We start from the raw sequence: 20,044 nt of genomic DNA on the forward strand, positions 1-20,044 counted from the left end.
CAAACCCACCGCCGCTTGCCACACGCAACTCACACCGCGCGACCCCGGCATCACCATTCGCCTGACGCCATCGCCCCCACACGCATACCGTTGTCCGCCCGCAAAAGCTCCAACACCCTCTCGCCAAACGCCTGAGGCCGCCCTTCGAAGCACCGCTCGACCGCCCGGGTATCGATCAATTGCCGCCGCAACTCCGCGCGTTCAGCATGACCATCGATCATCCGCACCGCAGCGGCGACATAATCCTCCACACTATCCGCCACGGCCCACGACGGCATCCCCACCCGCTCGAACAGCGCACCGTCGATCCGCTCGAACACTTCCGCCCCGCGCTTGCAGACGCCCGGCACCCCCAGCGTGATCGCATCGACGATACCGTTGGTATTGCCGAACGGAAACGGACTCAGAAACAGATCCGCGCGATTGACTCGCTCCAGATAACCCGCGTAATCGTGAAAGCCGTGCACGAGCGCGCCCGGCAGCGCGTTGCCGATTACGTCGCGCATCCGGTCGAGCAGCAGCCCGGCCGGCACGCCGCTCATGAAATGAATCTCCACGGGCGTCGCCGCGCGCGCGACGATCTCGCGGCATGCATCGAGAAAGCCAGGGTTCAGCTTCATCGCGCTCGCCGTGACGACGATTTCCAGCCGCTCGCGCGGCGGCGGAATGCGCGCGACGATATCGGGCAGCGCCCCCGACGGCCGGTACGGCTGACCGTCTTTCGGCAGAATCATCAGGCGTTCGCTGAAGCAGGCCGGGTCGCCGACATAGTCGACCTCGACGCTGACCCAGTCGATCTTGTCGGAATGCGTGGTGGACGGGTGGCCGAGACCGGCGATCTGCAGCGGCGCGACGCGCAGGTTCGACATGAACACCGTCAGCACGAACATGCCGACGCTCGGCATATACAGCACGTCCGGCTGTTCGGCCGCGGCGAAGTCGCGGATCGTTCGCAGGCATTCGCCGATGTAGTCCGGCTCCTTCAGCTCGATGAAGCGATCGAACACCGCGCGCCCGGGTTCGTCGACCGCGTAGCCGAAGCCGAAGCCCACCACCTCGAAATGCTCGCGCGCCGCTTCGAGCGTGCGCGAGTGCGTGCGGTAAATCGAATGGGCGCCGCTGAACCACTCCAGCACGACGATCATCAGCGGTTTCCTCGCGTGCGGAGTGCGGCGCTCGCGTTGCGCGGGCGGCGGCTTGGGCTGTGACTTCGGCTGCGGCGCCGGCAGATCGGTCAGCGTCAATTGCGCGAGCTTGCGCCGCACGAGTTCGTTGATGTCCCGCTTGATTTCATGCCGGCGCGGCGTTTGCGCGTAGCTGCAGAACATGTACGCGTTGTGCAGCAACGCGGTCGGCAGGTCGTCGAGATCGTCGATTTGCCGCAGTTTGCCGGGCAGCCATTCGATCAGCGCCTCGCGCTTGAGATGCGCGTTCGCCGAGCCCTTGAAGACCGGCGAGAGCAGGACCAGCGCGAGGCCGGCCGCGAGCGTTCTGTCGTGTGCCCATAGCGCGGCCAGGTCGAGTTCCAGTTCGGACTCGGTCGAATACAGCACGCACAGCTTTTCGATAAAGCGGTCGCCGGCGAGAAACTCCGTGTTCAGCGGACCGCGCGGATTCAGATGGCGCGCCACATGGTCCGCGTTGCCGAACGCCGTGCTGGCGAACACCAGGCCGGTCCATTCATGCAGCGTGAGCAACAGTCTGAAACAGGCGGGCGGCAACTCGAACTGCGGGTCGGCGAACAAGGTCGAGGCCGCGCTCGCGAGGCGCGTGCAGAAGCGCTGGTGCTGCTCGGCCGCGCTCAGGCCGAGCATGCCCGAGGCGAGGAAGCTCTCGTCGAGCTTGCCGCGTTTCTGTTGCAGAAGCGCCAGCGCGGCGATCAGGTGGATCGAAGCTTTGACGTGCTGTCGCGTATAAACGAGTTGCTCGAAATCGTCGAGCGAAAAAGTGGGGTGTTCCATCGAGCGGCTTTTTCAATATGGATCGCTAACTATCTTGAAAAGAAGCTGGCGGGAGCCTTGAATTATGACCGCCGCCCGATATCAAATTCCGCTGGGCAATGAATTTGCGAATTTTCCGCGTGATCGGGAGTCTCGCCCGGAGCGGCCCGCCATGGCGCCGCAGGCGCGCGCTCAGAACGCGTAATAAGGCCCCGGTCCGGCCGATGTGTCGCGTGCCGCGATCGCCGTGTAGACGCGTCGTCCGAAGAAGAACGGCAAGCCCCAGCTGAAGCCCCGTGCGGCGATGCCGGCGAGGTTGTTGAACGCGTTGTTCGATGATCCGAACAGCAGGGTCGAATTGCCGACCGAGAACGATACCGTGCTCGACGTGCCGTTGGTGCCGGCGATGACGGCGCTGACCGTTTGCGGCGAACTCGGGCAGTACCAGTAGCCGCACAGCTGAAGCTGGGCATCGGGGAAGAAGATCCCGTTTGAGCCGCTGTCGATATAACTTTGCGCGTAGGTCCGACCGTTTCCGGTCGTGACCACGTAGCCGTTCGTCGCATTCGCCTTGACGACGCTCGCGCCGCCGAGCGTGTTGTCCGCCTGGGTGCCGATGCCGAAGATCAGCGATCCCGATACGCTGGGCGCGCCGGTGTCGGCGATGGCGGGAAGGTCGATCACCACGCCGTTGTTGTCGAGCGCGAAACGGCTGACCGGATTGGTCACCTGCTGCGCGAGCGCCTGCGCGCTCGCCACACAGTTGCCGGCGGTACATCGGTAGTACCAGCGCGGCAGCGCGGCGCTGGCGCAGCCGCTGCCGCAGTCGGACGTGAACAGGCCGACGCCGAGAATGCCATTGCCGCGCATGCCGGCGACCGTCTGCATCGCCGGGCCGACGCTCGCGCAGTCGGCGGGCACGGTGGGGAGCGTCGCGTCGGCGATCAGATGGATCGGAATCGATGCGGCCAGCTGGCCGGCCATGCGCACGTCCGCGCTGCGCACCGCACCCCACGCGTAGCCGCTGCCGAACGCCGCGCATTCGCCCGTGACCCCCCCGCCCGACGGCACTGCCGGCAGCGCGAAACTGGCCGGCAGCGCGGAGGCGAGAATGCGCAGGCCGTTCGAGCCGGTGTCGACCTGGATATCGTCGATCGTCGCGCAGTTGCTGGTGCCGGACTGGCAGACGGTGACGCTGGTTGTCAACATGTTGCGCGTCATGCCGGGCGCGACGGTGACCAAGATCGGCTGGACGTTCGGCGTGGTCGACTGCGGCACGCTGACGGATGCGCTGGAGCCGGACGTGCCAGACGACGTGCCGGCCGCGGGTGTGTTCGCGCCGCCCGGGTTGCTGGGGGCGCCGGGCTGCGTTGAGCTGGCCGGGGTGTCGCCACCACCGCCGCCGCAACCGGCCAGAACCGCGCACACCAGAAGCAGGGCATGAAGTCGAGAGGAGGCAGTCATGTCAAGGTCTCGATCGTCATTGAGGCGAGTTGAGGGCTGGGCCGCGTTATTGCAGGTCGTCTGCAGTGACGCCGGGCGGCAGCGCGCCGGGCAGCCATGCGCGTCCGAGGTAGCCGCGCATCGGACCGCCGGATTCGACGATTACGTCCGGCCGCGCGATCCGCGAGGCGTGCAGATTGCCGTCGCGCGCCGACGCGGCGGCGCCGGTGCGATAGGAGGCGGCGTACTTGCCGAGCAGCGCGTCCAGATCCGGCATGGTCGGGCCCTCCCACGCATAGCCGACGATCCGGCCGGTGCTCGTCGCGTATTCGTTGATGGTGGTGTTGCCGGCATCGGTCAGCGTGCGCACGCGCAGCGCGCCGTTGAGCAGCGTGTGCGGCGCGCTCGCGGCGGCGTCGGTGTGATCCGGCATCGTGCCGCCCAGTTCGGCATGCGCGGCGGCGCTCGCGCTGAGGACGCCGGTCGCCAGCGCGCAGACGGCGAGGGGACGGCAAAAACGGCACTTGAGCATGGCGGTCGGCCTCGTGGTCCGGCGGGTTCGGGTTTTATTGAGATATCCGAAATCACGGTAACACCCGGCCTTCTTGACGATTAAATTCGGCGTCGCCGGTGTATCGGCGCGATCTCAAAATAGCAGCCGTGCGCGTCAGAAAATTTCCTTTGAAAACAAAGATCTGACGTAAATGTAGGGATCATCCGATTGTCGATTCGGAAAAGTTGTCAAACGTTAAATATGTGGCGCAAAGGCAGTTTGTCCGGCGTCGCTGGCGACGCGTCTAGCTGGGGCGAAATGCGCGGAAAGATGGGCTGGAACAGGCGCGCCGCGCACGCTCACGGGCCGCGCCACGGCGCGCGTTGCGCGCGTGCGCACGCCGCCCGATTCGCGGACAAACCCCAGTTTTTGCACATGGCTCGCCGGGACCGGTAAAATGTTGGGTTGATCCACGGAAACTTGCCGTGGCGTTGCGGAAGGATTCCCCGAACATGACTGATCTTCGTCTTACCAAGCGGTTTGCAGTAATGCTGATGGCGGGCGGGCTGGTCGCCGGCTGCGGCACTTCGTCGCCGACCAAAATCGACTACAAGAGCGACTCCAGATCGAAGCAGGTGTCACTCGCCGTGCCGCCGAACATGATCGACGAGACGGCCGATCAGCGTTCGTTGCCCCCGCAAGGCGGCGAAACCTCGTTGTCCACGCTCAAGCAGGTCCAGGCGCAAGCGCCGTCGAACAGCAATACGGTGCCCGTGGTGCCGCCGGTCAGCGGCATGCATATCCAGCGTGACGGCACGGAAAGCTGGCTCGTGATCGACAGCAAGGCCCCCGACGCGGCATGGGCGCCGATTCGCCGCTTCTGGCAGGAGCAGGGCTTCCTGCTGGTGGTCGACCAGCGCGACAAGGGCGTGATGGAAACCGACTGGAACGAATCGCACGCGCAGATCAACGACGGCTTCATCCGCAATACGCTGTCCAAGGCGATGGGCAACAGCTATGTCACGTCGGAGCGCAACAAGTACCGCACGCGTCTCGAACCGGCGCCGAACGGCGGCACCTACGTGTTCATCAGCCAGAAGGGCATGCGCGAGGCGCTCACCGGCACGAACAACGATTCGAGCAAGTGGGAGCCGAAGCCGAACGATCCGGCCCTGGAGCAGGAATATCTGAAGCGCCTGATGGCCGCGCTCGCGCTGGCCGATTCGCGCGCGCAGGGCGGTGGCCAAACCGCCGAACTGTCGCCGGCCGGCACGCAAACGGCGCCGAACGCGGCGAGCGCGAATGCGAAGTCGGCGGCTGCGGCCACGGCTGCGCAGAACGTGTCGCTGTCGGCCCAGCAGCCGATGCCGGATGCGGACTCCGCGAACACGGCGGCGCAGTTCTCGTCGACCGAACTCACGCTCGGCGAGCCGTATGACCGGGCCTGGCTGCGCGTGGGCCTCGCGCTCGACCGCAGCAACTTCACCGTCGACGACCGCGATCTGAGCCGTGGCCTGTACTTCGTGCGCTATGTCGATCCGAAGGACATGTCGTCGGCCGAGCAGGGCTTCTGGAGCCAGGTGTTCCACGGCAAGAAGGAAAAGATCGCCAAGCAGTATCGCGTGAACGTGCGCGCGGTGACGCCGGATCAAACCCGCGTGGCCGTGGTCGACGACAAGGGTGCGATCGACGAAAGCTCGCAGGCCAAGCAGATCATGAGTTTGATGGTCGATCAGCTGCACTGAGCGACGCGTTAGCAGGTAGCACAGTTGTTTGAAGAACCGCCTGGAAGAGATTCCGGGCGGTTTTTTTATGGCTGCTGCACGCTAAGTCTCCGCTGCTGCGCGCATGGCGCGCCACCTTGGTGGCCCTGTCGCCTATCGCTCGCGGCGACGGTTTAGCCCGCACTCCAACGGAGCGCGGGCTAATCGGGTAGGCGGAATTCAATGTGGTCAGCCGAAGCGGCCAAGGGTGGCGTCCGCCGCGACGACGCAAGAGGGAAACGAGAAAATCGCGCGAGACTGGTAACCGTAAAGCGCACGGTGGCGACGCCGGAAGGCGTCGCGCGAACGGCTTTCAGGTGTCGGCCCGGCGTGTGCCGATCCACGGCAGACGCTTGATCACGCCGGTCGCGAGCGCGGTGCCGATCAGAATCACCCCGCAGCCTTCGAGCATGCCGGGCGAGACGCCCTCGTTGAGAAACAGTGCGCCCCACAGAATGCCGAAGATCGGAATCACGAACGTCACCGTAATTGTGCGCGCCGGCCCGGCCACCGCGATCAGGTGGAAGAACAGCATATACGCGACGCCGGTGCATGCGACGCCGAGCGCGATCACCGCGCCCCACGCGTGCAGCGAGATCGGCGCGGCCGGCCAGTAGATCACGGCGAGCGGGAGCAGCACGATGGTCGCGCCGGTCATCGTGCCGGCGGCGACGGTCAGCGCATCGACGCCGGTCAGATGGCGCTTGGTGTAATTGGCGGCGATGCCATACAGCAGCGTCGCGCCGAGCGCAGCGCCCGCCGCCAGCGCGGTGGTCAGCGGCGTCGCGGCCGAGCCGTTCGGTGTGGCGATCTGATCCCATACCAGCATCAACACGCCGAGAAAACCGATCACGAGACCGAGCGTGCGCATCGCGCTCAGGCGGTCGCGCAGCCACAGAAAGCCGACCAGCGCACCCCACAGCGGCGTGGTTGCGTTGATCACCGAGGTCACGCCGGCGGACAGCGTCAGTTCGGCGTACGCGAACAGGCAGAAGGGCGCCGCCGAATTCAGAATGCCCACCACCAGCAGCGGAAATGCGCGCGTGCGCAGCAGCGTCGCCGATTGCCGCAGCGGCCGCCGCGCGATCAGCACGGCCAGCAGAAAGATCGCGCCGATGCCGACTCGCAGCGCCATCAGCGGCGCGACGCCGAAGTCGGTCACGCCGACGCGAATGAACAGAAACGACGCGCCCCACAGGGCGGCGAGAATCAGCAGTTGCAACAGGTTTTGAGGTTTCATCGGGATGGCGCCGCGCGCGGTTGAGTCGGGACGCCTGCGCATCGTAACAGCGCGATCGCTCGAAACGTTTCAGGCTGGAATGAAACGGCAAGATTCGGGAGATCGTGGCGTCCGGTGCTTGTGATCGTAAGCGTTGGCGGGCCTCAAGCAAAACGAGCAATTCTCACGCTGATGTGAGAAAAATTGCCCTATGCGGATCTGCAGAAGTGAAGAAGTGTAGGCGGGGGCTTGGGCGCAGCCGCATAGCGTGAATTATTTTGCGGCAGCGGCTCTCTGAGCGCAAGCCATCAGCCCGAGTCCCTGCCGACGCACGGCGCCCACCCGCCGCAAAGCGTACGAGCCGGCGCACAGCCCGGAGGCACGGGCAACACCCGCAAGCCGCCGGGCAAAAGCAGGCGCCGCCTCAATGCGGAATCATCCACTGCAGGAAGTTCTGCTGCGCCCAAACCAGCAACCCAAGCAGCACTGTCAACAGAATCGAGTGCTTGAAGGTTTTCGCGAACACCACCCCTTCCTTGCCTTTGAGTTCGGTGGTTGCCACGCCCGTCGAGATGTTTTGCGGCGAGATCATCTTGCCCATCACGCCGCCCGACGAGTTGGTCGCCGCCATCAGCACCGGACTGAGGTTCAACTGGTTGGCCGCCACCACCTGCAGATTGCCGAACAGCGCGTTGCCCGACGTATCGCTGCCGGACAGGAACACCGCGACCCAGCCGAGGAACGCCGACACCAGCGGAAAGAACGGCCCGACCGAGGCCACGCCCAGGCCGAGAGTATAGGTGAGCCCCGAGTAGTTCATCAGATACGCAAGGCCGACAATCGTCGCCACCGTCAGAATGGCGATGCGGGTCTGCACCCAGGTATCGGCAATCGCCTTGCCGAATTCGCGCGCGCTCAGGCCGACCACGAACGTGGTGATGAGCGCCGCGACCAGGATCGCCGTGCCGGTGGCGAGCGGCTGAAAGTCCCACACCGCGGCGTAAGGCGTGTTGTACAGCGTGATGAACACGGCCTTGTCGAGCCCCGGCCACGGCACCTTCACGTCGCCGATCGTGAAGACCTTCGCGACGGTCCAGATGATCACCACCACCGACACGATGAGCCACGGATACCATCCCTGGCCGCCGCCGATCTTGCCGCGCACCTCGCCGACGCGGTCGACGTTGACCGCGAACTTCGGATCGGCGGCCGGCTTCCAGATGCGCAGGAAAGCGATCGTCAGCACCAGCGACACCAGCGACGACAGCACGTCGGTCAGGCTGTAGTTCACGTAGTTCGACGCGACGAACTGCGTCAGCGCGAAGCTCGCGCCCGACACCAGCAGCACCGGCCACACCCGCAGCATGTTGCGAAAGCCCGCATACACGCCGATCACGTAAAAGGGCAGCAGGAACGCGAAGAACGGCAACTGGCGGCCGACCATTTTGGCGAGCAGGTCGGACGGCAGATGCGTGACCGCACCGAGCACGGTGATCGGCACGCCGAGCGCGCCGAACGCGACCGGCGCCGTATTGAAGATCAGCGTGAAGGTGAGCGCTTCGAGCGTCGGAAAGCCGAGCATGATCAGCAGCGAACTGGTGATCGCGACCGGCGTGCCGAAGCCGGAAATCCCTTCGAGCAGCGCGCCGAACGAAAAGCCGACCACGACCAGCACGACGCGCCGGTCGTTCGGCAGGTTGTCGATCATCCACATGCGGAAGGCTGCGAAGCGGCCCGAGCGTTGCGCGATGTTGTAAAGCAGGATCGCGGTGAACACGATCCACATGACCGGCCAGCACGCGAACACCGCGCCCGCGAACACCGAGTTGAGCGCGAGCCCGACCGGAAACTGCCACACCAGGATCGCCACCACCAGCCCGACGATCAGGCCCGCGAGCGACGCCTGCCACGCCGGCCGGCGCGCCCAGCCGAGCAGCGCCAGCACCACGATGATCGGCAGCGCGGCGACGAGAAACGATGGGAAAAGCGAATTGCCGACCGGGGTCAGTAGTTGGTGAAACATCACGTCTCCTTGGCTTTTGTTCGAATCGACGCGGCACGGTGGTTGACGGGCGCGTCGCTCTGGCAGGACGGATGAGTGGCGACGGAACGTGTGGGACCCGCGACGCTTATTTAAACGTGTGCTGATGAAACTTTGCCAAGGATAGAGGCCCGGACGGGCACGTCAAGCAGGGAAACTACGGGAGCCGGGACGAATCGGCGTGAGCGTTGTGTGGCGCGAGGGGACGTGATGTGGCCGCGGCGGCGCATCTTCATAGGCGTGCACCTGCCGTGCCGTGGACGGATGAGAGCGGTAGAGTCGAAGAACTGGCTTGCGAGACTCAGTGCCAGTGATGGTGTCCCCAGCCGCCGCCCCAATACCCGCCGATGCCGATTGCAATCGACGGCCCGTAGTAGCCGGGATACCCGTAGTAGGCCGGATAAACCGGAGGCGGATAGTAGACAGGATACGGCGGCGCGACATAAACGGGCGGCGGAGCCGCTACCACGTACGTCGGGCTTTGCGCTTGCGCTTGCTGCTGTTGCTGCGCATCGGATGGATCGGTCGATCCAGGCACGTTTTGCTGGGCAGCTGTCGCGGGGACTGTCGCGTAGTAAGGCGAATAGTAGCCGGATGGATAGTAGCCGTACGGGTAATAGCAGCCGGATAACGTCAGCGCGCAGAGGGCTGCGCCGAACGCAACACCGGTTTGAGACAGCCGTGCAAAGCTGCGCGGCGGCCACCGGCTCATCGCGCGAGAGGGTTTGATGACGCGGGACTTCATGACGCGCTCCTGGTTGAACCGACGCCGCTGGCCGCGACGTATTGTTCAGCTTACGCTCCCGCAGCGCGAACTCGGTTGCAAAACCGTAACGGCGTATTTCACGTCACTACAACGCGTCTTTGAACCGCCTTTGAACGAACTTGAGTTGAAGCTTATGCGGCTCGCGACGAGCGTCGTCGCCGTCGCGAAAGTGTTCATGCATCGCCATTGCATCACTGAGGCGCGGGTTGAACCGTCGGCTCAACCCGCGCGCGAACCACGCTTATTCGCGCAATCTCGCGCCACTACTCGCGTCATTCACTGACGACACTGCGCTCACGTGCTACTTGCCAATCTGATTGCCAATAATGCCGCCAGCCGCCGCACCGCCGATCGTCGACAGTGCATTGCCCCCGATCGCCGCGCCCGCGGCTCCGCCTACGCCCGCACCGATTGCCGTATCGCGTTGCCGCGTAGTCATTCCGTCACAGGCGGAGAGACTCGCGACAAGAGCAACAAGGGTTGCAAGCGTACCGATTTGACGAATCGATTTCATGATGCTGACTCCGGTTGGTGTAATTGGAAGTGGTCATCGAAATGGGACAGAACCCCGGGACAGATCCGCTGTCCATGCATTCGATCTTAGCCGCGCGTCCCGTATCCAGATGTATGCGCTTGTCAGCGGACTGACGGCTTCGTAATCAAATGTTTCCCCAGTTCCAGCATGCAGCGTGCCCGGCCGCACGCAACGAAAAAGCCCGCCAGTGGCGGGCTTCGATGCTGCGATGCGAAGGCGTGGCGGACCGGATGGCGTCAAAGCGATACCCGATCCGCGGACCGAACCTTACTGCCGCTGATAAATCTCAGCGCCTTTCTTCATGAACTCGATCGACTTCACTTCCATGCCTTTCTGCAGCGCTTCGTCGTCGGTGACGCCTTGTTGCGCAGCGAATTCGCGCACGTCCTGCGTGATCTTCATCGAGCAGAAGTGCGGGCCGCACATCGAGCAGAAATGCGCGACCTTGGCGGAATCTTTCGGCAGCGTTTCGTCGTGGAATTCGCGCGCCTTGTCCGGGTCGAGGCCGAGATTGAACTGATCTTCCCAGCGGAATTCGAAGCGCGCTTTCGACAGCGCGTTGTCGCGTACCTGCGCGCCCGGATGGCCCTTCGCCAGATCGGCGGCGTGCGCGGCGAGCTTGTAGGTGATGATGCCGGTCTTGACGTCGTCCTTGTTCGGCAAGCCCAGATGCTCCTTCGGCGTGACGTAGCAGAGCATCGCCGTGCCGAACCAGCCGATCATCGCCGCGCCGATGCCCGACGTGATGTGGTCGTAGCCTGGCGCGATGTCGGTGGTGAGCGGTCCGAGCGTGTAGAACGGCGCTTCGTCGCACCACTCCAGCTGCAGGTCCATGTTCTCCTTGATCAACTGCATCGGCACGTGGCCCGGGCCTTCGATCATCGTCTGCACGTCGTGCTTCCACGCGATCTGCGTGAGTTCGCCGAGCGTCTTCAGTTCGCCGAGCTGCGCTTCGTCGTTGGCGTCGTAGATCGAGCCGGGGCGCAGGCCGTCGCCGAGCGAGAAGGCCACGTCATACGCCTTCATGATTTCGCAGATGTCTTCGAAATGCTCGTACAGGAAGCTTTCCTTGTGATGCGCGAGACACCACTTCGCCATGATCGAGCCGCCGCGCGAGACGATGCCGGTCATGCGCTTGGCCGTCAGCGGCACGTATTGCAGACGCACGCCCGCGTGGATCGTGAAGTAGTCGACGCCCTGCTCAGCCTGTTCAATGAGGGTGTCGCGGAAGATTTCCCACGTCAGGTCTTCGGCCTTGCCGTTGACCTTTTCGAGCGCCTGATAGATCGGCACCGTGCCGATCGGCACCGGGCTGTTGCGGATGATCCACTCGCGCGTTTCGTGAATGTGCTTGCCGGTCGACAGATCCATCACCGTGTCGCCGCCCCAGCGGATCGCCCACGTCATCTTGTCGACTTCCTCGCCGATGGACGAAGTCACCGCCGAATTGCCGATGTTCGCATTCACCTTCACGAGGAAGTTGCGGCCGATGATCATCGGTTCGCTTTCCGGGTGATTGATGTTGTTCGGGATGATCGCGCGGCCGCGCGCCACTTCCTCGCGCACGAATTCCGGCGTGATCGCGGTGAGACCGTTCGGACCGAACGCGCTTGCGCCGAACGCCTGCCCCGGGTGCTGACGGCCCATCATCGCGGCGAGCTTTTCGCCGTTCGGGCCGCTCGTCTTCAGGCTCTCGAGATATTCGGCGCGGCGCTGGTTCTCGCGAATCGCGATGTACTCCATTTCCGGCGTGATGATGCCTTGCTTCGCGTAATGCATCTGCGACACGTTCTTGCCGGCGATCGCGCGGCGCGGCGTGCGGTGCAGGCCCTTGAAGCGCAGGTCGGCGGTCGCCGTGTCGGCGGCGCGCTCGCGGCTGAAGTCGCTCGACAGACCGGTCAGCGCTTCGGTGTCGCCGCGCTCTTCGATCCACGCCTCGCGCAGCGCCGGCAGACCAGCGCGGATGTCGATCTTCGCGTCCGGATCGGAGTAAGGGCCCGACGTGTCGTACACATAGACCGGCGGATTCTTTTCGCCACCGAAGCTGTCAGGCGTGTCGGCCTGCGAGATTTCGCGCATCGGCACGCGGATATCGGGGCGCGAGCCGGTCACGTAGACCTTGCGGGAATTCGGTAGTGGCGCAACAGCGGCTTCGTCGACGTGGGCGTCGGCGGAAAGGAACTTCGGATTGGCGTTCATTCATATCTCCTATGTAGACCAGAGTTGGTACTCCGGTCCCATGCAAAGCAATGTGGGGCCGCTAAGCAGGAGACGAGATGGAAGTAGTCGGAGATCGCGAGAGGTGAGGCAATGGAGCTGGAGTGCGAAATCCGCACGCTTCCCTGCGCTGGCATTATCCAGATCAGGTTCAAAGGGTATTTCTCACCCGCGCGGCACGGACCTCCAACCCCCGTGCGACGCAGGACCCCCGCGTTAGCAGCGCACACGATACACCGGCGGCCCGCTGCTTGGCAACCCGTCCGGATGAATCGGACGGCACATTGGGGCGCGGCGCGCGATGGGCTATGCTGGTTGTGACGGCGTTGTCAGGCGCGCGGTTGCAGACGCAGTCGCACAATGGCGCGCGCTGGTTTTACCGCGCTGGAGCGCGTCGCTCATCGCGAGAAATCGTCGGCGGCTTCGGGCTGGTACAGGATTTTGTCGATCTTCAGCACCTTCTGCGTGCCGCTCGGCGGCGTGAAGCTGATGCGCTCGCCGCGCTTCGCGCCGAGCAAGGCGAGGCCGGCCGGCGAGAACACGTTCAGGCGGCCTTGCGCGAAATCGGCATTGGGCGGATAGACCACGGTCCAGGTCATGTGCTCGCCGCTCGCTTCGTCGATCAGCGTGGCTTGCGAATTCATCGTCACGACGCTCGCCGGAATCTCGCGCGAATCGACGATCACGGCGCGCTCGAGAACGTCGTCGAGCATGTCCTGCAGCTTCGCGTCGGCGCCTGGCGCGGCTGCGTGCTTTTCCAGACGGGCGACGTCGAGTTCGGTCAGGTAACAGGTTTTCGTCTTTTTCACGACGGGTACTCCAATTCGATCTGCATGGAAGGAAACTGCGTGCGGATGAGATCGGCCCGGAGCCCGACGACGCGGCCAGGGCTTTGGAGCAGGCAGCGTTAGATCGGGCGCCGGGCGGCGAGAAGCGGGAGCGTTCGTGACCGCTCGCCGGCCGCCTGCGCCGCGAAGTCCGCGCGCGCGCAACCGGTTGCGCGGCGCGGGCGCAAGCGGGTGAGGGCACGGGAAGTCGGAAAGCGCATCGAGGTAGCCGTCAGTGTCGGAAGCGTATTTATGAGGTGTAGGGCGTCGCTTGAAAGCTTGATGTCTAGCGAACGAAAGAATGATGTTAGCACGCGGTCGCAGATGCCTTTTTTAATTTGCGATGGACCGCTTCCACACGGCAACTTGCAGCGATGTGTCGTACGTGACGCGTTCTAGCCTACCGTAAAAGTGTCGTTGCCGGGTCTCTAGCGAAAAGTCCAACACAAAGGACGCCGCGGCCCGTCGGTTGAGCGCCGAAAAAAAATCCGCAACTGGCTGTCATAACCCGCCGGGCGGCTCGACCAACGTGCAGATCCTCACCGGAGCACGTCATGCAAACCGCGACTGCCCACCGAAATCTTCGGCGTTTTCTTCGAGCCTTCGCGCTCGTCATCGCATTGGGCGCCTGCTTGGCCAGCGGACTCGCAAGCGCGGCCGGCGCTGCCTGTAGTGCGCGCAGCCCCGCTCATCGCGTGGCGCTGGTGGAGCTTTACAGCAGCGAAGGCTGCAATAGCTGTCCGCCTGCCGATCACTGGCTGAGTCAGTGGAAAAACAGTGGCGCGACGCAAGGCATCGTGCCGTTGGCGCTGCACGTGGACTACTGGAACAGCCTCGGCTGGACTGACCGCTTTTCACAGCATCGCTTCACCGAACGCCAACAGACGCTGACCGGTCTCGCCGGCGGCCACACCGTCTATACGCCGGAAATTTTCGTCGCGGGCCGCGAGTTGCGTGACTGGTCGCGATCCGACAGTTTCCAGAGCCGCGTCGGCAAGCTGGTCGCCGAACCGGCGCAGGCGCACGTCGCGCTGCAACTGACGCCGCAGGCGAAGGGAGCGTTCGACGTCGATGCGCAATTCGCGAGCAACGCCGCGCAGGCCGCGGGCTCGTTGAATGGCTATCTCGCGGTCTATGAGAACTCGCTGACTTCGCACGTCGGCGCCGGCGAAAACAGCGGCGTCACGCTGCACCACGAGCGGGTCGTGCGGCAATGGATCGGCCCGGTGCCGCTCGTCGGCGGCAATGCGCAGATTCGCCGCGTTTTGCGCCTCGGCGAAGCCGATGCCGAGGCCAATGCCGATGCATCAGCCGGCCGTTTCGGCGTGGTGGCCTTCGTCGAAAACGACGCGACCGGCGACGTGCTGCAAGTGGCCGAACTGGCCGCGTGCGAGTGAGTGCAAACGTCGCGCAAACCGGGCGGACTCTTCCCGAGGAGACTTCAAGATGGCAACCCCTCATGCTCTTCACGACAGCGCGCCGCCGGCCGCGCCGAACATCCGCCTCATTCATCCGCTGTGGCTGCGCATTACGCACTGGCTCAACGCGCTCGCGGCCATCGTGATGATGCTCTCGGGCTGGCGCATCTACGACGCGTCGCCGATCTTTCCGGCGTTCCGCTTTGCGCCGTCCATCACGCTCGGCGGCTGGCTCGGCGGCGCGCTGCAATGGCACTTCGCGGCGATGTGGCTGCTGGTCTTCAACGGCCTGCTGTATCTCGCGCTGAATCTGGCGAGCGGGCGCTTCGTGCGCAAGTTCCTGCCGCTGTCGCCGCGCGCCGTGTTGCGCGACTTCATTGCCGCGTTGACCGGCAAGCTCTCGCACGCCGACCTGCGCGAGTACAACGCGGTGCAGAAATTCGCCTACCTGTTCGCGATCTTCGATCTGATCGTGCTGGTGCTCTCAGGGCTCGCGATCTGGAAGTCGGTGCAATTTCCGCTGCTGCGCGAACTGATGGGCGGCTACGACAACGCGCGTGTCGTCCACTTTGTCGCGATGTCGCTGCTCGCCGCGTTTCTTGCAGTGCATCTGGCGATGGTGGCGCTCGTGCCGCGCTCGCTGCTGGCGATGCTGCGCGGACGATGAATCCCGCTCGCGCGAACGTTATGGATGACGAATCATGAACAAGCCCATTGGAAAACCCGTGCAGCCCGGCAAGCCCAGGCTCGACCGCGAATCGATCCTGATCGACGCGCGGCGCGAACTCGCGATGCCGTCGCGGCGGCTGTTCGGCAAGCGGTTGCTGACGCTCGGCGGCCTGTCGATGCTGACCGGCTGCTCGCTGACCGACGATGAGTCGGTGAACCGGTTTCTGACCGCCGTGTCGCGTCTGAACGACCGCGCGCAAGCCGCGCTGTTCGATCCGAAGCAGCTCGCGCCGACCTACACCGAAGCGCAGCTCACCCGGCCGTTTCCATTCAATGCGTTCTATGGCATCGACGACGTGCCGCAGGTGGACGGTTCGGACTACAAGCTGACAGTGAGCGGCCTCGTCACCGGGCAGCGCAGCTGGACACTGCCGCAGTTGTACGCGCTGCCGCATGCCGAGCAGATCACGCGGCACATCTGCGTGGAAGGGTGGAGTGCGATCGGCCGCTGGGGCGGCACGCCGTTCGGCGATTTTCTGCGGCGCGTCGGCGCGGACACCAGCGCGAAGTACGTCGGCTTCCGATGCGCGGACGATTACTACGAAAGCATCGACATGCCGACCGCGCTGCATCCGCAAACGCTCCTCACATTCTCGTACGACGGCGAGCGTCTGCCCGCGAAATACGGCTTCCCGATGAAGCTGCGCATGCCGACCAAGCTCGGCTACAAGAATCCGAAGCACATCGTCGAGATGTTCGTCACCAACACGTTTCCTGGCGGCTATTGGGTCGACCAGGGCTACAACTGGTTCGGAGGCTCCTGACGCGCGGGCCGGGCGCATGGGCGAGGCGGTCCGGCCGTCCGCGCCCGATCCCACGCGGCAGTGGCTTCGGAAATACGCCGGCGCGAGCCGGTTCTGATTCATCCCCAACCCACGGAGTCATCCCATGAAAAAGTTCGCAATCGCAGCACTGGCCGTTGCTTTGCTGACCAGCGGCGGCGCCGCGTTCGCGCAGGCAAGCGGCGCAATGTCCAACGATTCGATGTCTAAAGATGCGATGTCCAAAGACAGCATGTCGAAGGACACAATGAAAAAGGACACGATGAAGCACGACAAGATGAAAAAGGGCGGTGACGCCATGAAGCATGAAGCATCGGGGGCGATGTCCAACTGAGCCCGGCTGCCGGCGCCGGCCGCTTCTTGCGGTCAGGGCGGCGCCGGCCGCTGCCGGAAAGCCGGGGCGAACACCCCGGCTTTTCTGTTGCAAGTACGCCAAAAAGTTACGATTCTTCCGCGCGACGCGGTGGGCGCTTACTGCATAATGCGATGCGCGCCGAACCTTGGGCGCGTGTTCGCCGTGGCCGGTTTCAAGCCGGATGCCGCGGCGTTGTGGCCCCATTGGCCATCTATCGTTTTCCCGTTCCACCGACATGTCCGCCAGCCTCGCCCGTCAGACCGCATCGCCGATGCGGTGTCCGCCATCCCGCCACAGGGTCTTCAGCGAGGGCGCCAGACCCCGAGCGGCAGCGGCGGGTTGAACGCATGTCGCTGCAACGCTCAAGCCTTTTTTCTCGCGCTTTTCCGCATGGTTTGCCGATCCGCCTGCCGCGCTCGCGCAACGGCCAGATCGCGCTGGCGCTCGCCGTCGTCTATCTCGTGTGGGGCTCGACCTATCTCGCCGTGCACGTCGCGCTCGGTTCGTTTTCACCGTTGCTGATGTCCGGGCTGCGCAACCTGTTTGCGGGCCTCGGGCTGTTCGTGTTCGCCGTGCGCCGCAAGCCCGTCAGGCCCAGCGTCGCCGAGATTCGCAATGCCGGGCTGGTCGGCACGATGCTGGTGGGGTTGTCGAGCGGCATGCTGGCTTACGGGATGCGCACTGTCGGCACCGGCACCGCGGCCGTGATGGTCGCGACCGTGCCGCTGTTCGCGACCGTGATCGCGGCCGTCGCGGGGCGCAAGATCGGCCGCGGCGAGTGGTTCGCGGTCGGCCTCGGCCTCGTCGGCATCGCGATCCTGAGTCACGGCGATAGTGCGCCGGGCTCGGCGGGCGGCAGCCTGGCGATCCTGTGCGGCGCGCTGTTCTGGGCGGGCGGCGCGCATCTGGCCGGGCGTCTGAAACTGCCGTCGGACCTGTTTCTATCGACTGCGCTGCAGATCGGGCTGGGCGGCGCGATATCGACGCTGGTCGCGTGGATCTCGGGCGAACGCATGCTCGATGTGCATTTCCTGCCCGTGCTCGCGTTCATCTATCTGATGCTGATCGGGACGATGGCTGCCTATGTCGCGTATGGTTTTCTGATCCGTCACACGAGCCCGATCATTGCGAGCAGCTGCATGTACGTGAATCCGGTGGTCGCGGTGGCGTTGGGGGCGCTGCTGCTCGGCGAGCCGGTTACGCGGTCGACGGTGCTCGCGACCATCGTGATTCTGGTGAGCGTGGGTTTGTCTTTCTGGTTCGATTACAGGAAGAAGGGGCGTGCTTGAGGTTCGGTTGAGTCGGCTTGACCCGCGCTCGCCCCGCAGCCGCTAAAGCGCCGCTGCCACTTCCGCGCCTTCGCGGATCGCCCGTTTCGCATCCAGCTCGGTGGCGACCTTCGCGCCGCCGATCACGTGATAACGCGGCCGCCCACCGCTTGCCACCGCTGCCGTCTTCGCCTGCGCCTCCGCCCTCGTCGGCCCAGCCAGATCGCGCAGCGACTCCTGCCCCGCGCACACGACGATCGTGTCCACCTCGAGCCACTCCTCGACCCCGTCGCGCGCGATCTTCAAGCCACGCGCGCTAATCTCCAGATACGACACGCCGCCGAGCATCTTCACGCCGTGCTTCGCCAGCCTCGCGCGATGCACCCAGCCGGAAGTCTTGCCGAGCCCGCTGCCGAGCTTGCCGGCCTTGCGCTGCAACAGCCAGATCTGCCGCGCGGGCCGCGCCGGCGCCGGCGGCTTCAGGCCGCCGCGTTCCCGCACCGCGAGATCGACGCCCCATTCGTCGAGCCACGCGTCGCGCGGCATCGGCTGCGGTTCATCCGCGCGATGCAGCAGGAACTCGCTGACGTCGAAGCCGATCCCGCCCGCGCCGATCACCGCGACCCGCCGTCCGACAGGCGCGCCGTGCAGCACTTCGACATAAGACAGCACGTTGGCTCCATCGATGCCGGCGATCGACGGCCGGCGCGGCACGATGCCGGTGGCGACGATCACGTCGTCATAACCGCCGGCGGCGAGCAGCGCGGCATCGACGCGCGTGTCGAGCCGCACGTCGACTCGGTGACGCTGCAACTGGCTCTGAAAATAGCGGATCGTTTCGCTGAACTCTTCCTTGCCCGGCACGCGCATCGCCAGATTGAACTGCCCGCCGAGCGTCGCGTTCGCATCGAACAGCGTCACGCGATGCCCGCGCGAGGCCGCCACCGTCGCCGCCGACAGGCCCGCCGGACCCGCGCCGACGACAGCCACCGAACGCATCGCCCGCGGGTCTGTGACCGGCCGGTAGAGCAGATCGGTTTCGCGCCCCGCGCGCGGATTGACGAGGCAGCTTGCGCGCTGATTCCTGAACGTGTGATCGAGGCAGGCCTGATTGCACGCGATGCAGGTGTTGATCTCATGCGCGCGCCCCTCGGCGGTCTTCAGCACGAACTCGGGGTCGGCGAGCAGCGGCCTCGCCATCGACACCAGATCGCCGGCGCCTTCGGCGAGCAAGGCTTCGGCGACCTCGGGTGTATTGATGCGGTTCGACACGATCACCGGCACGTTGACGGCGGCCTTCAGTCGCGCGCTCAGTTCGGCGAACGCCGCGCGCGGCACGGAGGTCACGATGGTCGGCACACGCGCTTCGTGCCAGCCGATCCCCGTGTCGAACATCGTCACGCCGGCCGCTTCGAGCGCCTGGGCGACCTGTACGGTTTCGTCCCATGTATTGCCGCCTTCCACCAGGTCGATCAGCGAGAGCCGGTACACGACGATGAAACGCTCGCCGCACGCCGCGCGCACCCGCTCGACGATCTCGCGCGCGATCCGCATGCGGTTCTCGATGCCGCCGCCGTAGCGGTCGGTGCGCCGATTGGTGCGCGGGCACAGGAACTGGTTCAGCAGATAGCCTTCGCTGCCCATGATCTCGATGCCGTCGTAGCCCGCGCGTTGGGCGAGCCGCGCGCAACGCGCATAGTCGCGCACGGTCTTCGCAATGCCGGCAATGCTCAGCGCGCGCGGCTTGAACTTCGAGATCGGCGACTTGATCGCGGAGGCCGATACCACGAACGGCTGATAGCCATAACGGCCCGCATGCAGGATCTGCAGCGCGATCTTGCCGCCCTCGGCATGCACAGCCTCGGTCAGCAGCCGGTGATTGCGCAGATCGAACACGGAATTGAGCGTGCCGCCGAACGGCAGCAGCCAGCCCCGGCGATTCGGCGAGATGCCGCCGGTGACGATCAGCCCGACGCCGCCTTTCGCGCGCTCGCGGAAATACGCGGCCAGCTTCGGGTAATGCCAGAAGCGGTCCTCCATGCCGGTGTGCATCGAACCCATCACTACGCGGTTGCGCAAGCGGGTGAACCCGAGGTCGAGTTCGGCGAGTAAGTGTTGGTAAGGCATGCAGGGGCCGTGTAGGGATTGATCGCGCACGAACGATACACCGCGGGCCGGGCCAAGCCGCCGAGGAAAAATTCTAAACACCGTAACCCGTTGCTCCGTAAGACATTCGTCAGTCGTCTTT

At 64.8% G+C, this 20,044-nt stretch carries 16 protein-coding genes and 1 riboswitch; of the genes, 6 read left to right on the top strand and 10 right to left on the bottom strand.

Annotation, left to right across the window (positions count from 1 at the left end; genetic code table 11):
• Positions 1 to 50 precede the first annotated feature (50 nt).
• The 3 genes from FVF58_RS00730 to FVF58_RS00740 all read right to left on the bottom strand — a co-directional run bounded on the left by FVF58_RS00730 (position 51) and on the right by FVF58_RS00740 (position 3,915).
• Positions 51 to 1,961, bottom strand: a complete 1,911-nt coding sequence (locus tag FVF58_RS00730) for a glycosyl transferase family 1 (protein ID WP_149668040.1) — start codon at positions 1,959 to 1,961, stop codon at positions 51 to 53.
• Between the two features lie 171 nt (positions 1,962 to 2,132).
• Positions 2,133 to 3,404 (bottom strand): DUF3443 domain-containing protein, encoded by a 1,272-nt coding sequence (locus tag FVF58_RS00735; protein WP_149668041.1) that lies wholly within the window; start codon positions 3,402 to 3,404, stop codon positions 2,133 to 2,135.
• 46 nt (positions 3,405 to 3,450) lie between these two features.
• Positions 3,451 to 3,915 carry a DUF2844 domain-containing protein gene (locus FVF58_RS00740; protein ID WP_149668042.1) on the bottom strand — a complete coding sequence of 155 codons (465 nt, stop codon included), beginning with the start codon at positions 3,913 to 3,915 and terminating at the stop codon, positions 3,451 to 3,453.
• A 473-nt stretch (positions 3,916 to 4,388) separates the two neighbouring features.
• On the opposite strand from FVF58_RS00740, the gene bamC reads away from it, so the two are divergent.
• Positions 4,389 to 5,621: an outer membrane protein assembly factor BamC gene (gene bamC / locus FVF58_RS00745; RefSeq protein ID WP_149668043.1), complete on the top strand. Its 1,233-nt coding sequence runs from the start codon at positions 4,389 to 4,391 to the stop codon at positions 5,619 to 5,621.
• A gap of 331 nt (positions 5,622 to 5,952) precedes the next feature.
• On the opposite strand, the gene FVF58_RS00750 is transcribed toward bamC, so the two are convergent.
• From FVF58_RS00750 to FVF58_RS00775, 6 genes are all read right to left on the bottom strand, one after another.
• A complete protein-coding gene (locus tag FVF58_RS00750; RefSeq protein WP_149668044.1) occupies positions 5,953 to 6,879 on the bottom strand; it encodes a DMT family transporter in 927 nt (308 codons plus the stop codon).
• Positions 6,880 to 7,282: 403 nt separating this feature from the next.
• Entirely contained in the window at positions 7,283 to 8,881 is a 1,599-nt protein-coding gene (locus FVF58_RS00755) for an L-lactate permease (protein WP_149668045.1), read from the bottom strand.
• A gap of 319 nt (positions 8,882 to 9,200) precedes the next feature.
• Entirely contained in the window at positions 9,201 to 9,644 is a 444-nt protein-coding gene (locus FVF58_RS00760) for a hypothetical protein (RefSeq protein WP_149668046.1), read from the bottom strand.
• Between the two features lie 322 nt (positions 9,645 to 9,966).
• Positions 9,967 to 10,179, bottom strand: coding sequence for a glycine zipper 2TM domain-containing protein (locus FVF58_RS00765; RefSeq protein ID WP_149668047.1), 213 nt, complete (start codon positions 10,177 to 10,179; stop codon positions 9,967 to 9,969).
• A gap of 288 nt (positions 10,180 to 10,467) precedes the next feature.
• Positions 10,468 to 12,399 carry a phosphomethylpyrimidine synthase ThiC gene (gene thiC, locus FVF58_RS00770; RefSeq protein WP_149668048.1) on the bottom strand — a complete coding sequence of 644 codons (1,932 nt, stop codon included), beginning with the start codon at positions 12,397 to 12,399 and terminating at the stop codon, positions 10,468 to 10,470.
• A 122-nt stretch (positions 12,400 to 12,521) separates the two neighbouring features.
• A riboswitch (TPP riboswitch) is annotated at positions 12,522 to 12,640 on the bottom strand.
• A 175-nt stretch (positions 12,641 to 12,815) separates the two neighbouring features.
• The gene (locus FVF58_RS00775) at positions 12,816 to 13,226 is read right to left on the bottom strand and encodes a GreA/GreB family elongation factor (RefSeq protein ID WP_149668049.1); all 411 of its coding nucleotides are present in this window, start codon (positions 13,224 to 13,226) and stop codon (positions 12,816 to 12,818) included.
• A gap of 572 nt (positions 13,227 to 13,798) precedes the next feature.
• On the opposite strand from FVF58_RS00775, the gene FVF58_RS00780 reads away from it, so the two are divergent.
• From FVF58_RS00780 to FVF58_RS00800, 5 genes are all read left to right on the top strand, one after another.
• Positions 13,799 to 14,641, top strand: coding sequence for a DUF1223 domain-containing protein (locus tag FVF58_RS00780; protein ID WP_149668050.1), 843 nt, complete (start codon positions 13,799 to 13,801; stop codon positions 14,639 to 14,641).
• A 49-nt stretch (positions 14,642 to 14,690) separates the two neighbouring features.
• Complete coding sequence (locus tag FVF58_RS00785) at positions 14,691 to 15,329, top strand: cytochrome b/b6 domain-containing protein (RefSeq protein WP_149668051.1); 639 nt, start codon at positions 14,691 to 14,693, stop codon at positions 15,327 to 15,329.
• 34 nt (positions 15,330 to 15,363) lie between these two features.
• The gene (locus FVF58_RS00790; RefSeq protein ID WP_149668052.1) at positions 15,364 to 16,155 is read left to right on the top strand and encodes a molybdopterin-dependent oxidoreductase; all 792 of its coding nucleotides are present in this window, start codon (positions 15,364 to 15,366) and stop codon (positions 16,153 to 16,155) included.
• Between the two features lie 124 nt (positions 16,156 to 16,279).
• A complete protein-coding gene (locus FVF58_RS00795; RefSeq protein WP_149668053.1) occupies positions 16,280 to 16,507 on the top strand; it encodes a pentapeptide MXKDX repeat protein in 228 nt (75 codons plus the stop codon).
• Between the two features lie 368 nt (positions 16,508 to 16,875).
• A complete protein-coding gene (locus FVF58_RS00800; RefSeq protein ID WP_149668054.1) occupies positions 16,876 to 17,817 on the top strand; it encodes an EamA family transporter in 942 nt (313 codons plus the stop codon).
• A gap of 42 nt (positions 17,818 to 17,859) precedes the next feature.
• Here FVF58_RS00800 and FVF58_RS00805 read toward each other — a convergent pair whose 3' ends face one another.
• A complete protein-coding gene (locus FVF58_RS00805) occupies positions 17,860 to 19,923 on the bottom strand; it encodes an NADPH-dependent 2,4-dienoyl-CoA reductase (protein WP_149668055.1) in 2,064 nt (687 codons plus the stop codon).
• Between the last annotated feature and the right edge of the window lie 121 nt (positions 19,924 to 20,044).

The organism is Paraburkholderia panacisoli (genome assembly GCF_008369935.1).
Taxonomy (GTDB): Bacteria; Pseudomonadota; Gammaproteobacteria; order Burkholderiales; family Burkholderiaceae; genus Paraburkholderia; species Paraburkholderia panacisoli.